23 protein-coding genes are annotated in these 16,438 nt (G+C 55.1%); 9 read left to right on the top strand and 14 right to left on the bottom strand.

The window, feature by feature from the left end:
• Positions 1-79: 79 nt before the first annotated feature.
• Positions 80-223: a hypothetical protein gene (locus WJU16_RS24340; RefSeq protein WP_341835956.1), complete on the top strand. Its 144-nt coding sequence runs from the start codon at positions 80-82 to the stop codon at positions 221-223.
• Here WJU16_RS24340 and WJU16_RS24345 read toward each other — a convergent pair.
• Positions 215-481, bottom strand: a complete 267-nt coding sequence (locus WJU16_RS24345) for a hypothetical protein (RefSeq protein WP_341835957.1) — start codon at positions 479-481, stop codon at positions 215-217. The genes WJU16_RS24340 and WJU16_RS24345 overlap by 9 nt on opposite strands.
• A gap of 180 nt (positions 482-661) precedes the next feature.
• Here WJU16_RS24345 and WJU16_RS24350 point away from each other — a divergent pair, with 180 nt between their 5' ends.
• On the top strand, positions 662-1,129 hold the full coding sequence (locus WJU16_RS24350) for a translesion error-prone DNA polymerase V autoproteolytic subunit (protein WP_341835958.1): 468 nt from the start codon (positions 662-664) through the stop codon (positions 1,127-1,129).
• Positions 1,130-1,400: 271 nt separating this feature from the next.
• Here the strand turns inward: WJU16_RS24350 and WJU16_RS24355 are convergent, their stop codons facing one another.
• Positions 1,401-1,616 (bottom strand): hypothetical protein, encoded by a 216-nt coding sequence (locus WJU16_RS24355; RefSeq protein ID WP_341835959.1) that lies wholly within the window; start codon positions 1,614-1,616, stop codon positions 1,401-1,403.
• Positions 1,617-1,664: 48 nt separating this feature from the next.
• A complete protein-coding gene (locus WJU16_RS24360; RefSeq protein WP_341835960.1) occupies positions 1,665-2,615 on the bottom strand; it encodes an AraC family transcriptional regulator in 951 nt (316 codons plus the stop codon).
• A 198-nt stretch (positions 2,616-2,813) separates the two neighbouring features.
• Here WJU16_RS24360 and WJU16_RS24365 point away from each other — a divergent pair, with 198 nt between their 5' ends.
• From WJU16_RS24365 to WJU16_RS24375, 3 genes are all read left to right on the top strand, one after another.
• A complete protein-coding gene (locus WJU16_RS24365) occupies positions 2,814-3,224 on the top strand; it encodes a DUF779 domain-containing protein (RefSeq protein ID WP_341835961.1) in 411 nt (136 codons plus the stop codon).
• A 40-nt stretch (positions 3,225-3,264) separates the two neighbouring features.
• On the top strand, positions 3,265-3,465 hold the full coding sequence (locus WJU16_RS24370; protein ID WP_298717035.1) for a YwbE family protein: 201 nt from the start codon (positions 3,265-3,267) through the stop codon (positions 3,463-3,465).
• A 328-nt stretch (positions 3,466-3,793) separates the two neighbouring features.
• Positions 3,794-4,015, top strand: a complete 222-nt coding sequence (locus WJU16_RS24375; protein WP_341835962.1) for a hypothetical protein — start codon at positions 3,794-3,796, stop codon at positions 4,013-4,015.
• Between the two features lie 147 nt (positions 4,016-4,162).
• On the opposite strand, the gene WJU16_RS24380 is transcribed toward WJU16_RS24375, so the two are convergent.
• From WJU16_RS24380 to WJU16_RS24415, 8 genes are all read right to left on the bottom strand, one after another.
• A complete protein-coding gene (locus WJU16_RS24380) occupies positions 4,163-4,693 on the bottom strand; it encodes a DUF3347 domain-containing protein (protein ID WP_341835963.1) in 531 nt (176 codons plus the stop codon).
• A 42-nt stretch (positions 4,694-4,735) separates the two neighbouring features.
• The gene (locus WJU16_RS24385) at positions 4,736-5,929 is read right to left on the bottom strand and encodes an efflux RND transporter periplasmic adaptor subunit (RefSeq protein ID WP_341835964.1); all 1,194 of its coding nucleotides are present in this window, start codon (positions 5,927-5,929) and stop codon (positions 4,736-4,738) included.
• 9 nt (positions 5,930-5,938) lie between these two features.
• Positions 5,939-7,078, bottom strand: coding sequence for an efflux RND transporter periplasmic adaptor subunit (locus WJU16_RS24390; RefSeq protein WP_341835965.1), 1,140 nt, complete (start codon positions 7,076-7,078; stop codon positions 5,939-5,941).
• Positions 7,056-8,315 (bottom strand): TolC family protein, encoded by a 1,260-nt coding sequence (locus WJU16_RS24395; protein ID WP_341835966.1) that lies wholly within the window; start codon positions 8,313-8,315, stop codon positions 7,056-7,058. Before WJU16_RS24395 ends, WJU16_RS24390 begins: the two co-directional genes overlap by 23 nt.
• Positions 8,266-10,200 carry an efflux RND transporter permease subunit gene (locus tag WJU16_RS24400; RefSeq protein ID WP_341835967.1) on the bottom strand — a complete coding sequence of 645 codons (1,935 nt, stop codon included), beginning with the start codon at positions 10,198-10,200 and terminating at the stop codon, positions 8,266-8,268. The genes WJU16_RS24395 and WJU16_RS24400 overlap by 50 nt, the downstream gene beginning before the upstream one ends.
• Positions 10,197-11,492: an efflux RND transporter permease subunit gene (locus tag WJU16_RS24405; RefSeq protein WP_341835968.1), complete on the bottom strand. Its 1,296-nt coding sequence runs from the start codon at positions 11,490-11,492 to the stop codon at positions 10,197-10,199. Before WJU16_RS24405 ends, WJU16_RS24400 begins: the two co-directional genes overlap by 4 nt.
• A 16-nt stretch (positions 11,493-11,508) precedes the next feature.
• Positions 11,509-11,700 (bottom strand): hypothetical protein, encoded by a 192-nt coding sequence (locus WJU16_RS24410; RefSeq protein WP_341835969.1) that lies wholly within the window; start codon positions 11,698-11,700, stop codon positions 11,509-11,511.
• Between the two features lie 71 nt (positions 11,701-11,771).
• Entirely contained in the window at positions 11,772-12,146 is a 375-nt protein-coding gene (locus WJU16_RS24415) for an HYC_CC_PP family protein (protein ID WP_341835970.1), read from the bottom strand.
• A gap of 137 nt (positions 12,147-12,283) precedes the next feature.
• On the opposite strand from WJU16_RS24415, the gene WJU16_RS24420 reads away from it, so the two are divergent.
• Genes WJU16_RS24420 through WJU16_RS24430 form a run of 3 tightly spaced genes read left to right on the top strand, consistent with a single transcriptional unit; the run spans position 12,284 to position 13,640 of the window.
• Positions 12,284-12,463 carry a hypothetical protein gene (locus tag WJU16_RS24420; protein WP_341835971.1) on the top strand — a complete coding sequence of 60 codons (180 nt, stop codon included), beginning with the start codon at positions 12,284-12,286 and terminating at the stop codon, positions 12,461-12,463.
• A gap of 7 nt (positions 12,464-12,470) precedes the next feature.
• On the top strand, positions 12,471-12,953 hold the full coding sequence (locus WJU16_RS24425; RefSeq protein ID WP_341835972.1) for a hypothetical protein: 483 nt from the start codon (positions 12,471-12,473) through the stop codon (positions 12,951-12,953).
• A 12-nt stretch (positions 12,954-12,965) separates the two neighbouring features.
• The gene (locus tag WJU16_RS24430; RefSeq protein ID WP_341835973.1) at positions 12,966-13,640 is read left to right on the top strand and encodes an HD domain-containing protein; all 675 of its coding nucleotides are present in this window, start codon (positions 12,966-12,968) and stop codon (positions 13,638-13,640) included.
• Here WJU16_RS24430 and WJU16_RS24435 read toward each other — a convergent pair whose 3' ends face one another.
• The gene (locus WJU16_RS24435) at positions 13,641-14,615 is read right to left on the bottom strand and encodes a helix-turn-helix domain-containing protein (protein WP_341835974.1); all 975 of its coding nucleotides are present in this window, start codon (positions 14,613-14,615) and stop codon (positions 13,641-13,643) included. It abuts the gene before it with no gap.
• Between the two features lie 271 nt (positions 14,616-14,886).
• Positions 14,887-15,417, bottom strand: a complete 531-nt coding sequence (locus WJU16_RS24440) for a DinB family protein (RefSeq protein WP_341835975.1) — start codon at positions 15,415-15,417, stop codon at positions 14,887-14,889.
• Positions 15,418-15,572: 155 nt separating this feature from the next.
• Here WJU16_RS24440 and WJU16_RS24445 point away from each other — a divergent pair, with 155 nt between their 5' ends.
• Positions 15,573-16,088 (top strand): DinB family protein, encoded by a 516-nt coding sequence (locus tag WJU16_RS24445; protein ID WP_341835976.1) that lies wholly within the window; start codon positions 15,573-15,575, stop codon positions 16,086-16,088.
• Here WJU16_RS24445 and WJU16_RS24450 read toward each other — a convergent pair.
• Complete coding sequence (locus tag WJU16_RS24450) at positions 16,085-16,387, bottom strand: hypothetical protein (protein ID WP_341835977.1); 303 nt, start codon at positions 16,385-16,387, stop codon at positions 16,085-16,087. The genes WJU16_RS24445 and WJU16_RS24450 overlap by 4 nt on opposite strands.
• Positions 16,388-16,438: the final 51 nt, after the last annotated feature.

Consider the following 16,438-nt stretch of genomic DNA (forward strand, 5'->3'; position numbering starts at 1 on the left):
GGGGGCGCCGCTGGCTTGGTGGTAGATGCGGTCCGCCTTGCGTGTTGTTTGAAAAAACATTTACACGCTTATCTTCCACATGCAGCGCGCCATGGAATTCGACAAAACCGGCACTACCCGGGTAGGCAAATACCTGATCAACCACAGTTTCATGCGGCCGGGGCTCGTGGCGGCTACCGTATCTGTTGTGATGGGACTCCTGCTGGCGGGGATTTTATTGTAATCGCGTAGCGCGATAACAGCTGTCGAGGAAGATATCAATGCTTTTGCGGTCGAACCGTGGGAGGAGCAAGTGGTCGATGCCGACAAAGCTGTCCTGTATCATTCTGAATAATCTGAACTCATAAATCATGCTCGTTAACCTGCTGATGTTAACCGTTCTCTTCATCTGCTCCAAAACTGCCATGCCCTCATCGATCGTGCTATAGTCGATGAAGCAAAGCGGCCCGCTGGGGGAAATTAATAGAATACGTGATTGCATGATGTTCGGTTTTTCAAATGAAGGGGTCACAGGATGACATTATAGTTGTTTCAAGGTAACACATTTGTGTGATATACGGCCGTTCTTTAACATAACTTTATCCGCGCCCCCGGATGTTGGGTTGCTGCCCATCAGTTTTACTAAATTTGTTAGCTAATATTGCTAAAAATATTAGCAGTCATGTGTGCAGTTAACCAACGGAACGGCCTTTCCTTTTACGCCGTCCGGGAGACAGGAGAGATCAGCGTTCCCTATGTCTGGACCCCGCTGAAAGCAGGCTTCCCTTCGCCCGCGCAGGACTATATGGAAGAAGAAATCGACCTCGTGAACCTGCTGGGAATGAACAAACCCTCGGTGTTCATCGTCCGCGTCGACGGTAATTCCATGACCGACGCGCACGTTCCCGACAGGAGTTACTTGGTGGTAGACCGCTCCCTCAAGCCCATGCCCAACGATATCGTGGTGGCCGTCCTCAATGGTGAATTCACCGTCAAAACCCTCGTCAAATCGTCCACCGGCTGGATGCTCTATCCCGAAAACTCCCTGTACGACCCCATCGTTATCCGCGACAGCGACGCGTTCCAGGTATGGGGCGTGGTGGCCCAGATCGTTATCGACCGGAGGGAAATGCGCCTGCGTAAACGGTAATGCCATGGTAGAACTGGAAGACATAACGCTGGGCGGGCTTATCCGCAGCGGCTGACGCTCATCTTCGGCGCGGCCGGGGAAGACGATCGCATACAGGCCGGCAAATGGCTGAAGGCTTATCTGCAGGAAAAATAAAGAGACAAGGCCGGGGAACCTACGGCGCCGCGCCCGGGAAGCGCCGGACCCTGGCCGTTTTCGAAAGGCAGAATGTGTAATGATTAATATGGAAGCAATCCGCCGGGCCCCTGATCGCAGGGGCCCGGTTTTATGCCTATGCGCCGCGCCGCCTGCCGCTCATCACCATCACGATCCCCGCTACCGTTACCACTGCGCCCACATAAGTAGGCCAGCCGATCCAGCGGTTTTCCTTTTTGGTGATCTCGATGGGGCCCGCGTCGAGGATTTCTTTGTCTTCTTGAATGAAGAAGCCGCGTACCAGCATCATGACGATGCCCGCAATGATGAGAATAATACCCAGTGTTTTCATATCCGGAAGTTTCCGGAACAAGGGCAAACGATGTGCCACGGGGTAAGTTTACGGTTGGGAAGCGATCAGGCTCGAATGGTCGGAGCTGATGGTCTGGTAGGTTTTGGGCGTGATGCCTTCCACTTTTTTAAACATCCGGATGAAATAGTTGACATCAGTGAACCCGCAAAGCTCGCTCACGTCGCCCACGCTATGGTCGGGTTGGGAGAGGAGGCGCTTGGCCAGCGTGATGCGCTCGCGGTTGATGTATTCCAGCGGCGTGATGCCGAATTGCTCGCGGAACCAGCGGAAAAAGAGATTGCGGCTCAGGTAGGCTTTCTTGCTGAGCGTGTCCACCGAAATGCGCTCGGTCAGGTGCTCGCGGATATAGTTGAGCACAAAGTGCTGGCGGCTCTGGTTGTTGCTGACCGCGGATTCCGTCATCACCTGCGTGAGGTGCTGGCTCTGCATCAGGCGGATGAGCAGCTCCTTCAGGTTGAGATCGGCGTAAATGTCCTTACTGTTATCCGCACTGCAGCAGATACGGATCAGCTTGTTGATCAGCGCCGAAACCTCATCGTCGTTCTCGAAATGATACTGGTTGAACTGCAAACGCCAGGAACGGCGCTCGTCAGGCGATTGATAATAATTATTCAGGTATTCGATCGTGCCGCGCACATACAGCGCGTCGATAGCCAGCGCGATACATTGGGTAGGATTGTCGAAACTGGCTTCGGGAAAATCGATCGCCATTTTTTCGTTGGCCGGGTAAATGACCGTTTCGCCGGGAAGGTAGTCGAAACTGGGCTGGTTGGGAAGATGCATGATCTTCTTTCCACGCACCATACTGGTGACGATGAACTCATTGAACTGCATTGGCACGGCCCAGGCCGTTTCAAAACATTCAAAAACATTCAGCTCGCAGTTATTCAAATTGAAAACGCGACGGTTTTCCACCAAAGTCTTCAACATTCTGGCGGGCATCAGCTCAATATGCTCTAACAGGTGTTTCCGGGCCATAACAGATGTAACTATTTCAAAATAAGGTTTTTTTCCCGAAACTGGCATGAAGTCGGGTACAATCGTGCTAATAAACAGTACGAAAGTAGCGGGGGCTTTTCCGTATTTGTGTGAATTTAGCATCATGATGTTCGAAGAATTGCAGCGCACCCTATGACCAACATCAGCACGGATGTATTGTAACCACAACCGCCCATTATGAATGACTCCAGAATCGTAGCCGCCAAACCGGCTATGCAATTAATCCGGCAACTCGTTTCACGCTACGGTCCGTTAGAATTCAGGATCAGCGGAAGTTGTGTAGAAGGTTTTTCACTCACATGCGTCCACGGCAATGCCAAGGAAGCGGAGGAAAACAGGTATTCCTTAGGAAACGTAGCCGGCTGCCCGGCCTACATAGACCCGGCACCCGGGATCGTAGACGATTATTCACATTTCGTATTACAGGTAGAAAAGGGGAAAACCAACCCCGGCTCCCTGGAAGCATCCGGAAACGTCCGTTTTTTCCTTACCAGAAAAATAGCCCCGCGTGAAACCGGAACCCGCGCAGGCGAAGCCAATCCGCACATGTTCAGTTACCTTTTCGGCTACAGCGGCAACTGGGGCTGATTTCGTACCTTCGCGCGACACAAAAAAATCCGCGACCAGCATGAGGGAAGACGCACAATACAGAAAAAACATTACACCCGGCCTCGAAGTCGGCATAGTCCTGAAGAAAGACCAGCGCAGCGGAAAAGTGACTTACGGTATCGTTCAAGATCTCCTCACTTCCGCTGCGTACCATTCCAGAGGTATTAAAGTCAGGCTGGAAGACGGACAGGTAGGAAGGGTGGTGGAAATTTTATACTGAGACGTTGTTTGTCCGCAACGGAATCCTTGCTTCTGGCTACAAAACCGGATTCAGCCCGTCACTTACCTGGCGGGTTTTCCGTTTTTAAACATCCGCGCCATTTCCGTGTCGTTTGCGCTGCTCCAGTCCTGTATCAAAGACGTACCGCCCAGGGGCGGCGCAGAAAGGCGTGACGGGAAGAAAATTAATGTAATGGGTACCCTCAATTGGGGATTGCGGCCCGTTTTTACTTCTGATTTCCGGGGAATGGACTTTCCGATGTATAATATTTACTTTACCCTAGGCGTATCGTACCGCATTCAGGCACAGTGATTGCAGTTGTAGCGGTATGAACACTTTTCACATCCGCTACAGGAGCCACGACATCCCGGTATCGCTGGAAGAAGAAAACCTCTTCCTCGTTTCGTTGCCGTGGAAAGATCTCTACCTTGTGAGGAAAGAGGACAATGAAGGTGCTTTGCACTGGTTCGAGGAGGGAGCTGACAACGAAACGCTGGAAACGAAGGAAATCGGTACAGCTATAGAAATGACCGGAAAAGCTGCCACATGATTGATTATCAATTGTTGGTGGCCCTAAAAACGGCGCATGCATGACTGTATGCGCCGTTTTTTATAGAAATTAACCGTAAAAAGAAGAGCCGGTCCCGGGACCGGCTTTCTTTCGTGGGCCGGGCTTGCCGGCTATCAACATGGCGCTTTATTGCAGGGTTTCTTCCACGGTGCCGCAGGTCAGCATTTCGTCGCCAAAATACGGGTTGCGGATATCTTTGGAACGGCTGAGCCAATGGGCACCTTTGTCGTTTAGCGCCATCGGGCAGAATTCTACGTGCAGTTCGCCGCTGCTCAGTCCTGATGTTTTCACCAGTCCGATAAAAGTATCGTTTAACACTGAAAAGGCATCGCGCTGGGCTTTGATATCCGCTGCGGCGCCGATGGTTTTAGCGGCTTCGGCCAGTTTGCCGGAAGGATCGGCCGCAGTGGCGCCGGTTTCGATTGCGGCGGCGGAGATTTTCGCCGCGGAAGCATCGCCTTTCACGAGGGCTTCGGTCAGATTTTCGTAATGTTCAAACACGGCATTCAGTGCGTCGTTCTTCAGCACCACGCCGGCGGGGGCAGCCGCGGGCGCTGTGGATTCGGCGGCGGGTTGCTTTTGTTCCGATTGCTGGGTGGCGTTGCCGCCGCAGGCTGCCAGTACGGTTAATGCGGCGGGAAGGATCCATTGTTTCATGATTTCAGGTGTTTTTTGAATGATGAATATGATGAAAATTTTTTAAACGGGCTGTTTTCCTCTCTTCAGGACAAATTCGCTGTACAACAAATAGGCCCCGGTAACCACCACTTTTTCGCCCTCCGCCAAGCCTTCCGTGATTTCGACGGAGCGGTTGTTTTCCAGTCCTGTCCTCACTTTCCGCGGTGTGAAGGTATTCTTTGGCTTTTCGATCCAGATGTGCGCGGAGGCGCCGTCGCGGATGACGGCATCGATGGGTACCTGAAGGGATTCGCTGCGCGAAGCGACGGGCAGCAGCACGGTGGCGGCCATTCCTGGTTGCCAGCGCGCATCGGGGTTGGCGATGGAGCCGCGGAGCTGGAGGGTTTGCTTGCCGGTCTGGATCGCGGGGTAAACGAATTCAGCCTGCATGCGCAGGGGCTCGTTTTCCCACCCCGGGACCGTTACCTGCAACGTTTGGCCTTCTTTCAGCAAAGCGGCTTCGGAAGGATAAATATCTGCTTCCACCCACAACCGGCTGTAATCTTCCACCTGCAGTAGCGTTCCGCCTTCAGAAACGTATTGCCCTTCAGTGACCGACAATTCCGTTACCAGGCCGCCCTGTTCCGCATGATAGGTAACCAATGGCCGGGGCATGCCTTCCTTTTCCAGCTGCGCGATATCTGTAGTGTTTTGCCCGTAGCGTTCGAGCTTCGTTTTGGCGCCTTCGGCGATCTGCCGGAACCGCGCATCTTCCGGGAACCGTCGCGTTTGCGCGGCGGCCAGCAGGTATTCGGATTGCAGGGTGGCGAGGTTTTCGGAATAGATGGCGTACAGGGCTTGTCCTTTTTGAATACGGACGCCCGTTTCGCGGATATGCAATTTATCGATCCGCCCCGCGATCCGGGCGCTGATGATGCCCGTGCGCTGAGGATCGGGCATGAGCCGCGCGTTGAGGCTGCGCGTTTGCGTGAGCATGCCTGCGCCTGCGGTGGCGGTGGTGATGTTGGCGAGTTGCACCTGATTGTCCATCAGCTGGAGGGAGGCGCTGGTGCTGTTTTTATCGAACGGCACCAGGTCCATTGCGCAAATGGGGCAGGCGCCCGGCGAGTTCTGGATAACCTGCGGGTGCATGGGGCAGGTGAAAGTCTGCTGCGCGCCGGCTGTTTTTTCTGCCGTTTCCCCACATGCGGCGAGCAATACCGCTGGCGCTGCAGCCGCTACGGCGATGGACCTGAGAAAATGTCTTCTTTCCATATGTTTCGGTTATGGATGTGATGATGAAATGCTGGCCTCCGGCCAAATGAAACCTTCGCTGTCGGCGATGTAGGCGGCGTTGGCGGCGATGCCGGATATCTCTTCCGTCAGTTGCACCATCCCGCCTGTCCGGATGCCCGTGCGCACCGGCATCGCCAGGTATTCCTGCCCCGACTTTTTGAATACCACATTCTCCTGTCCCAGCCGGATCACCGCGGATGCAGGCACCCACCAGCTGTTGCGGATGAGGACGGGAATCCAGGCGGTGATGAGCTGGCCGGCGGCGGCTTGTCCGTCGATGTACACCCTGGCCCTGCTGAACTTTTCGCCGTTGGCGAATACGGGTTCGAGCAGGTGGATGTTGCCGTTGCGCAGTTCCCCGTTCATGCCGTTGCCGCCGATCAGCACGCGGGCGCCAGGCCCTGCGGCTGCGGCGATACCCGCGGGCAGCGCGAATTCAGCGATCATGCGGCCGGTTTTGTAAATGGAAAACAGGTTCTGCCCGGCTGTTACGTATTGCCCGGCCCGCAGCAATACAGGCGATTGGGTAGGAGCGGGGCCGGAAGGCGCGGCCATCGGCGCGGCGGCGCCCATGTTGCCCATTGCGTCTCCTCTCGCGGGCGCCGCGGCTGGGGCCGGCGAATCCGCCGATGCAACGGCGGATTCCTCGAGGATATAGCCGTCGGCGTTACTGTACACCGGGATGGTCACGCGTACCTGGCGGGTGCGGAGGACCTCCCGCACCAGGTTCCCCGGCATGCCCATCAGCTCCAGCTTGCGGACGGCCAGTGCCTGCATCTGCGGATCGTTGCCGACAGACAACATTTCCCGTTGCGCGGCCACCAGTTCGGGCGCATAAATTTCGAGGATGAGCTGTCCTTTCCGGACCGGCTGGTAATTATACCGCACGTACAATTTTTCGATCCTTCCGGCCACGCGTGCCGGCAGGATGGCCCGGTTGCGGCTGTCGTAGCGCACGGTGCCGGGGGCCTCCATCACCACGACCCTGCTTTGCTGCCGCGGGAATAGCAGCGGGAGGGAATCGGCGTTTGCGGCGGGCGCTTCCTTAGTTGCGGGCGCCGTGCCGCAAGCCGCGAAAGCCGCCATGGCGGTGAGGAGGAGTATATTAACGGTAAAGCGCTTTTTCATATTCCACGATCATTTCGTAACGTTTAAATTTTTCATCCTGCAAACCGGTTTCGCTCATCGTCAGCGCTTCCCAGGCGTCGATCACCACGGGGAGCTGCAGGCGGTTTTCCTGGTAAGCCGCGAAGTTGGCGTCGAGGGCTTTGCGGAGCGAGGGGATGATCACTTTTTCCATCGATGCAATCCGCCGGTCCATCTGCCTTATCTCCGCCAGCATGCCGTACAACATGCCTTGCGTTTCCTGCAACATGGCGCTGCGCTCGTTTTCCATTGCGGCGATGTTTCGTTCCATGGATTTGATTTCGGAACGGTACATCCCCCTCGACCACGGCGCTATCGGGATGCTGAGCATCCCCATCACGCTGTACGCTTTCGGCATGCCGGAAGCGAGCGGGAACATATGGTCGAGGCGCACGCGGAAATCGGGCTTCTTTTCCGCCTGCATCGACCGGATACCGAGTTGCATCGTGCGGATGTTTTCTTCCATCTTCCGGATATCCATTCTTGCCGATGCGATCGTTGCCGTATCGTGCACGGTGGGTGAGAAGTGCGGCTCCCAGGTAGTGTCTACCGCGAATTCGGCCATGCCGGGCTGGTTCATCAGGCTGTTCAGCCAGGACCTCGATTTGATGACGATTCCTTCTTCCATGCGCAGCATGTTGGCATTTTCCTCCAGCTTCGCTTCCGCGCGGAAAGCATTGCCCAGCTGCGATTGATTGTAAGGGTACCGCAGCTTTTCGATCTCCAGTATCATATGCATGATCTTCTCATTTTGCTGCAGCAATCGTTGCTTCCGTTCGGAGATTACCCAGGCGTAGTACAGCTTCCGGGCCTGGGCGCGCAGCTCGTTGAGCGTCACGCCGCGGGCGGCCGTTTCAGCGTTCCCCTGCGAAGCGATGAAGCGTTTTTTGGCCTGTTGCTTCGCGGGATTGGGAATGTCCTGTTTCAGCTGCAGCATGATGCTGCCTTTGTCGCGGCCGTCCATCACCATTTGTCCGGGCCAGGGCGTCATGAAAGTTCCCGCGCCGGCCATGGGCGCCATCCAGGCGGTGGCGGCATCTGCGCTGTGCCGGAAACCTTCGGCTTTTTGCCCGTAGCTTTTCAGCAGCAGGTTGTTGCCGTCGATCCGGGCCAGGATGCTGTCGAGCGGCAGCGTTTGCGCGGATGCGGCGCTGGTGAGGAATAGGATGCTAATGGCCGCCAGGATGGATTTCCAGCTTGCCGTATTTGCGTAATTCATATTCTTTCGTCATTAGGAAGATGAGCGGCGTAACCAGCAAAATATGCGTGGAGCTGGTGAGTACGCCGCCGATCATGGGTAATACAATTGGCTTCATCACATCGGTGCCCACGCCGCCGGCCCAGAGCACGGGTATCAGCCCGAAGAGCGACACGCACACGGTCATGAGCTTGGGCCTGAGGCGTTTGGCCGCGCCGTGGATCACATATTCCCGGAGGTCTTGCCGGGTGATGGTTGCAGCGCTGTTGCCTTTGAGCTTTACAAGCTGCTGCATGGCGTCGTTCAGGTAAATCACCATCACGATCCCCGTTTCCACCGCTATCCCGAACAACGCGATAAAACCTACCGCCACGGCCACCGAGAGGTTGGCGCCCCAGATCCAGATCATGTAAGCGCCGCCGATAAGAGCGAAGGGTACGGTGATGAGGCTGAGGAACGCTTCGCGCACCGATCTGAATGCGAAATACAACGAAGCGAAGATGATTACCAGCACGATGGGCGCGATCCAGAGCAAAGTCCGCTGCCCGCGCACCAGGTTCTCGTACTGACCGCTCCATTCGAGGAAATACCCCTGCGGCAATAACCCTTCCTGCCCGCGGAGCTGCTTCATGGCGTCTTCCACGGTGCTGCCCAGGTCGCGGCCACGTACGTTGAACAGCACGGCCCCGCGTAACATGGCGTTGTCGGATGTGATCATCGGCGGACCATCTTCCAGCACCACATCCGCCACCGCGGAAAGCGGTACTTCCCCGAATGCGGGCGATGCCAGCGGGATGCGGCGGATCTGGTCGAGGCTGTTGCGGTAATCCTGCGCCAGCCGCAAACTGATGGAAAACCGCCTGCGCCCTTCGATGGTAGTGCCGATGGGAGCGCCGCCCAGCGCGGTTTCTACGGTGCGGTTCACATCGTCGGCACTGAGCCCGTAGCGCGCCAGGTCATTCCGCCGGATATTCACGCCAAGGTATTTGCCGCCTGTCACCGGCTCCACATAGAGGTCCGTGACCCCCGGCGTGCCCTCCAGTGCGCGGCGCACCCGCTCGGATACGCTGGCGATGGTGTCGAGGCGCTGACCGTAGACTTTAATCCCCACGTCGGTCCGGATACCGGTCGACAGCATATTGATGCGGTTAATGATCGGTTGCGTCCATCCGTTCACTACGCCGGGGATCTGCAGCAGGCTGTCCAGTTCCCGGATGATGGCTTCTTTGTTCTTCCCTTCCCGCCATTCCGATCTCGGTTTGAGCATGATGATGGTTTCGATCATGCTGATGGGGGAGTTGTCGGTAGCAGTCGACGCCCTTCCCGCTTTGCCCAGCACCTTGTCGACTTCCGGTACCGATTTGATAAGCCGGTCCTGCACCTGCAGGATGCGTTTGGCTTCGGTATTGGAGATATCGGGCAGGGTAACGGGCATGAAGAGGATGCTTTGCTCGTCGAGCGGCGGCATGAACTCCGTTCCCAGGCTTTTCAGCAAGGGAATGGCGATGACCAGCGCGGCGATATTGATGGCCAGGGTGGTTTTTCGCCATTTTAATACCACGCGGATAACGGGCTCGTATATTTTCTCGAGGACGCGCGTGACGGGATTGGCGCTGTCGGGCCTGAATTTCCCCTTCATGAAAATGGAAATCAGCGCGGGCGCCAGGGTGATCACCAGCAGCGCGTCCACGATCATGATGAACGTTTTGGTGAATGCCAGCGGGTGGAACAGCTTGCCTTCCTGACCGGTGAGCAGGAACACGGGCAGGAAGGAGGTGATGATGATCACCGTGGCGAAGAACACCCCGCGCGACACCTGCTTGCCCGATTTGGCGATGATATCCAGCCGTTCCTCCTCGCTGATCCAGGAAGGCTCACGACGGAATAACCGTTTTATGAATTTCATGTTGACTGCGATTTTTGTCCGGCCTGCCATTGTGCATACCGTTCGGATAAATGTTTGTACGCGTTTTCGCTCATGATGATCCCGTTATCCACGATCACGCCGATCGCCAGGGCGATGCCCGTGAGTGACATGATGTTGGACGAAATCCCGAAAGCGTTCAGCAGGATGAAGCTGGCCGCCAGCGTGATGGGGATCTGGATGAGGATGCTGAGCGCGCTGCGCCAGTGGAACAGGAAAATCAGCACTACGAGCGACACCACGATCATTTCTTCGATGAGTGTGTGTTTGATGGAACTGATGGATTCCCGGATGAGCTCGCCGCGGTCGTATACGATGTCGAACTTCACGTTGGCGGGCAATCCGCGCGACACTTCCTTCATCTGTTCCTTCACCCGGCCGATCACTTCCGCGGCGTTTTCGCCGTAGCGCATCACCACGATGCCGCCCACGCGCTCGCCCTCGCCGTTCTGGTCGAAGATGCCGAGCCGCGGTTCGCCGGTCATCTGCACGGTAGCCACGTCCGCCACGCGCACAGGCACGCCGTTCACGGTTTTTACCGCGATCTGCTCAATGTCGGCGATGGAGGAGAGATAGCCGGTGGTTTTGATGATGTACCCGATGTCGCTCATTTCGAATTTGCGCCCGCCGGATTCGTTGTTGTTGGCGCGCACGGCCGCGATAACATCGGCCGGCGTGAGGCCGTAATAAAGCAGTTTGTTCGGGTCGGCGGTAACCTGGTACTGCGGCTGGAATCCTCCGAAGGAGGCGATCTCGCTCACGCCTTTTACGTTTTGCAGCGCGAATTTTATATACCAGTCCTGCAACGCCCGCTGTTCGCCGAGGTCCATCCCCGGTGCTTCGAGCGTATACCAGAGGATGTGGCCCACGCCGGTGCCGTCGGGTCCCAGTTGCGGGCTCACGCCTTCGGGCAGGGTGCGGGTGGCGGTGCCGAGCCGTTCGAGCACGCGCTCGCGGGCCCAGTAGATATCGGTATCGTCTTCGAAAATGACGTAAATGAAGCTCATGCCGAACATGGAGGAGCCGCGCACGTATTTGATCTGCGGGAGGCCCTGGAGGTTGGTCACGAGAGGGTAGGTGATCTGGTCTTCCACCAGCTGCGGGCCGCGGCCCATCCATTCGGTGAAAACGATCACCTGGTTTTCGGAAAGGTCGGGGATGGCGTCTACCGGGTTTGTTTTCACGGCATACCACCCCCAGCCGAACAGCAGGGCAGCCAGCACCAATACGGTGACACGGTTGCGGACCGACCATTCAATGATCCTGTGTATCATATTTGTGCGTTAGGTTTTAGTGACGCTCGTACCGGCAGCAGCCAGGCAGTTGCTGGTAAACGGAATCGGCGGCTTTTTCAATGCGCTTTTTACACATGTTACAGTTGCCGGAAACGGTGAACGAGTCGGTTTTCAGGGATTGCGCGGAAGCTTTGCCCGCGAAGAATACGGTCATGGGAAGGGCGATGAAAGAGAGGACCTTTTTCATGAATTAAAGTTGAAGGGTGTTGAATGGAAATGGTGGTTGTTTGATACGAAACGGTGTGGAGGGAACCGGTATCAGATCCTGAAGTGGCAGTGGAGAATATGGGCCGGCACATGCGGCAAGGGAGGAGGCGTGGGGTCTGCGGCCGGGGCGGGTGCTGCGATTGCGTATATGGGCAGCGTGGCTACCGGGAAATCGGCGGCCTGCGCAGCGGCCTGCATGGCCAGCAGGGTTTTGACAGTAAGTTGCTGGTCTTTTTCGAGTTTGACGGTGCGGTGAACGTCCTTGCAGCATTTCTTGCTGCAGGATTCGCCGCAGGCGTGGGATTCCTCATCGTGCCAGAGGCTCACGTCCACCAGCTGTTTCATGCAATAGTGCATATGAAAAGTGGCGCCGGTGGAAGTGCTCACGTAGAGCAGGGCCAGGATGATCGTGAGGAGTTTCTTCATGCAACACAAATGTAGGCGGCGGGTTGTGTGGAAGTGTTACATAATTTTGTAAAAGGTTTATATTTTCCGGTTTAAGTGGCTTTGCGGGCCATTACAAAAATGCTATCTTTGATATTATCGATAAACCAGACTTTTGTATGTCAGAAAAGAAAAAGAATGATCAGCAAACTGCCCGGCAGATTGTCCTTGTTTTCGCTGATGAAACGGAACGTTTGCGAAGGGATATTTATCGTTCCGATATAGAGAAACTGCAGTTGTTTACCCAAATGCTCCGGACAAACAATCTCCTTAAAAAGGTAAAAGTCACCCACAAATAACCCCGGAATGGATATGCTAAATGAGGAATTATTGAAATTCTGGGAAACGTTGTCTGAAAATAAAGTCCGCTATATCATGGTTGGCGGATTTGCAACACGTTTTCATGGATTTAACAGAAATACGGACGATCTGGATATCTGGTTAGAAGATACCCTGGAAAATAGGCGAAACCTCATTAAATCCTTTGAGCAATTAGGGTATGGGAAGGACTTCGGTTATCTTGAAACAATGCAATTTATTCCTGGCTGGACAAGTTTCCATATTGGCAGTGGAGTTGAAATTGATATCATGACAACAATGAAAGGCTTAGAGAGCCTGTCTTTCGAGGAATGTTTGAATTTGGCTTCTACTGCAGATCTGGAAACTGTACAGGTGCCATTTCTTCATATTAATCATTTAATTCAGAATAAGAAGATTGTGGATAGGCCAAAAGATCAAATCGACGTTATTGAGCTTGAAAAAATAAAAAAGATTCGGGAAGAAAACTGACCCCTACGCAACATGACCACAACACCACAACTTACGCACCCCGCCATCATTGACGCGACCGTCGCATACGTTAAACAGGAGCTCCAGGGCGCCGAAGGCGGGCATGACTGGTGGCATATTTATCGCGTCTGGCAGCAGGCGAAGCAGATCGCGCTGCATGAAGATGTGAACCTGTTGGTGGTGGAGCTGGGCGCACTGCTGCACGATATCGCCGATTCGAAGTTCCACGGGGGTGACGAAGAACTGGGGCCTGCGAAAGCCGCGGCATTCCTGGAGGCGCAGGACGTAGCGGAAGAAGTGACCGAAGCGGTGACGCAGATCATCCGGCACATTTCTTTCAAAGGCGGCAATCATGCGCGCACGTACTGGTCGCCCGAGCTGGCCGTGGTGCAGGACGCCGACAGGCTGGATGCAATGGGAGCGGTGGGCATCGCGCGGGCTTTCAATTACGGCGGGTTCAAGAACCGTCCGCTCTACGACCCGGCCATTGCGCCGGACATGCAAATGTCGAAGGAAGCGTACAAATCGTCGGCCGCCCCCACTATCAATCACTTTTACGAAAAACTGCTGTTGCTGAAAGACCGGATGAACACTCCCTCCGGCAAAGCCCTCGCGGCATCGCGGCACGCCTTTATGGAGCAGTACCTGGAACAGTTCTACAGCGAGTGGAACGGCCAGGCGAAATAACTACACTACCGTCCTGCAGTACTTCTTACGGTATTCCTGCGGAGTGAGGCCTGTTACTTTCTTAAACACGGAACGGAATGTTTTGAGATCGTTGTATCCCACATCGTACATGAGCGTGCTGATGTTCTGCGCGTTGCTTTCCAGGGCTTTTTTGGCGGATTCTATCTTGACGCGCTGCAGGTATTCCAACGGTGTGTGGTTGGTGGCGTTTTTGAAACGGCGGATGAAGTTCCGTTTGCTCATGCTGGTTTGTTCCGCGATCTGCTCCACCGAAATGGGCAGGTGGTAGTTTTCTTCAATGAAAAGCTGGGCGCGCAGGATCTGATCGTCTTCGTGCCGCCGCTGCCCCTGGAACACCATGAAGTGCGACTGGTTGACGCGGTCGATGTCGATGGAGAACATTTTACTGAGGATGACGCCCATATCCTTATGGCAGAATTTCTCCACCATATACAATACCAGGTTGAGGCTGGAAAACGCCCCTCCGCTCGTATAAACCCCGTCCTCATCCGTAATCACCTTGTCCGACAGCACCCTGGCGGCAGGGTACCGCTGTTGCATATCGGAAATCGCCTGCCAGTGGCTCGTGCACGACTTGCCGTCCAGCAGCCCCGCCTCGGCCAGGAAATAGCTCCCCAGGCAAAGGCTTGCCACTTCCGCTCCCATGTTCCGCATTTCATTCAGCCACGGCGCTATGCCCGCATTCTTCGCCAGCACCTGGTCGGGCCGGCCATGGAAGGCAGGCACAATCACCAGGTCCGTGTCTTTCACATCCGCCATGGATTTGTAACAGAAAAATAAGGCAGGTACGTTCAGCTGAATATGCTTCACCTTCTCGCTCACCAATTCCACTTTGAAGGGAGGCTCCTTGCCAGCCTGAACCGATAGCGCATTTGCGCCTTCAAACACATCCAGCACGCCTGCGATGGCCGAGAGGATGGCTTCTTCGTAAATGACCAGTGATACAGTTTTCATGGTGTTTCGTGCATTGACTCGGATAAAGGTAAAGGTTTACCCTGTCACAAAACACCCCTCTTTTTGGCACATACAAGACCCTGGAACACAGTTTTGTTTGTGTGCGGGGGCGTTGGATGAACGGTAAAATATTGATAGATAATTGTACGAAGTCCGGTTTGGCTCAAATGCCCCTGTTGTTTGTCGCAGCGGCACATTCGCTTCCGCGGGGTAACAACGCGACGGGGCGCCCCTTCCGCAGGAACACCCCGTTACCATGGCGTAAAACGCCTTATTTCGCGAAGAAATTATAGAAGTTGAAATCCGTCATCGGCGCATCTTTATACCCGATCCCCCGGCCAATGGTCACAATTTGTCCGCGGTGGTAGGTACTGTGATTGAACACATGCAGGCCGTATTGCACCAGCGGCCGGAAACCCTTCACCCATGGTGAATCATAGAATAATTCGCCCGTTGCGGCATCTTCTTCCAGTGTATCCGTAAATGCCACCAGGCGCTCAGATGTTTCCAGCAGGCCATCGATAATGGAATCGAAATCGCCGTCGTAATGCTCGGCGTCGATCGGTACGTATTCTTTCTGGCAGATCATGGCCAGCCAGTAGTTTTCCGTGGCCCAGATGTGCAGCAAAGTGGCGCGGATACTGCTGAAGCTGGAAGGTACCATGATATTCATATTGTCTTCCGGCTTCGTGCGCAGCCAGCTGGCCAGCGTGGTATTGGCCCAGTGGTTATAGGAGGCGTAGTCCTGCAGGAGGGTGGATACGGTAAGAGCGGGAGCGGCGGTTGCGAAAGTGGTTTGCATGTGAATGGTTTTTTTGTTTGTTGATTCAAAGATCCTATCGGAAAATGACAACCCTGTGTCAGCAGCAAATAAGGAAAAAAGATTTTTTCCTGCTGACATAAGGTTGTCACCACCCATGATTTGCTTTGTGACAACAAACAAAAAAATTCACCATCATGAACACTACTATCCAGGCTGCCGCCTCCGTACTGACCCCCGAACAGATCCGTTTCCACTGGCAAGGCCACCGCGGGCTTACCCGCCGCGTGATCGACGCATTTCCCGAAAAGGAATTGTATGAATACAGCATCGGCGGCATGCGCCCGTTTGCCACGCAGGCCATGGAGCTGGCGCTGATTGCCGCCAAAGGGCTCAACGGGTTCCTGACCGACAATTGGAACGACGCGACCACCGATTCGATCTCCGGCCGCGTAAAAGATTACACGCCTCCCGCCACCAAAGCGGAGTTGCTGCAGCTGTGGGATGATATCACCGCGGAAATCGACCGCGTATGGCCGCAGATCCCGGTGGAGCGCTGGAATGAAGTGGTTAATGCTTTCGGTTACGGCGAGCAGCCTATGTACGGATCATGGTTTTACTTCCTCGACAACGAAAACCATCACCGTGGACAGGGGTATGTATACCTCCGTTCCCTCGGCATTGAGCCTCCTCCGTTCTGGGACCGTTACTAAGCCATTGTAACCATGTTGTAACAGGAGAAGCCCCCGTCCGGGGGCTTCTTTGCTATTTGCAGTAAGCCGTTTGCGAACAGGACCGGATCACGGCGGGTAATCTGCATTTCCGGCAGCGCCATCATATCCTCCACTTCCAACCGCAACGTATCCCGCGGAATGCGCGGGATATTTTCCTTATTGCCTTTATAGATGCCAGACTGCGGATCAGGCGCAGCCGGCGTAAGTATAATGCCCCAACCCGCATTCGCCGGCACCCGCACGGTGATCGTCGCATCTATGGGTCCGGAACGGAGCAATATGGGCGTGTAACTTTAGGGACATGAACGTTGGAGGGAATAGGAAATGAA

This window comes from Chitinophaga pollutisoli, assembly GCF_038396755.1.
Lineage (GTDB): Bacteria > Bacteroidota > Bacteroidia > Chitinophagales > Chitinophagaceae > Chitinophaga > Chitinophaga pollutisoli.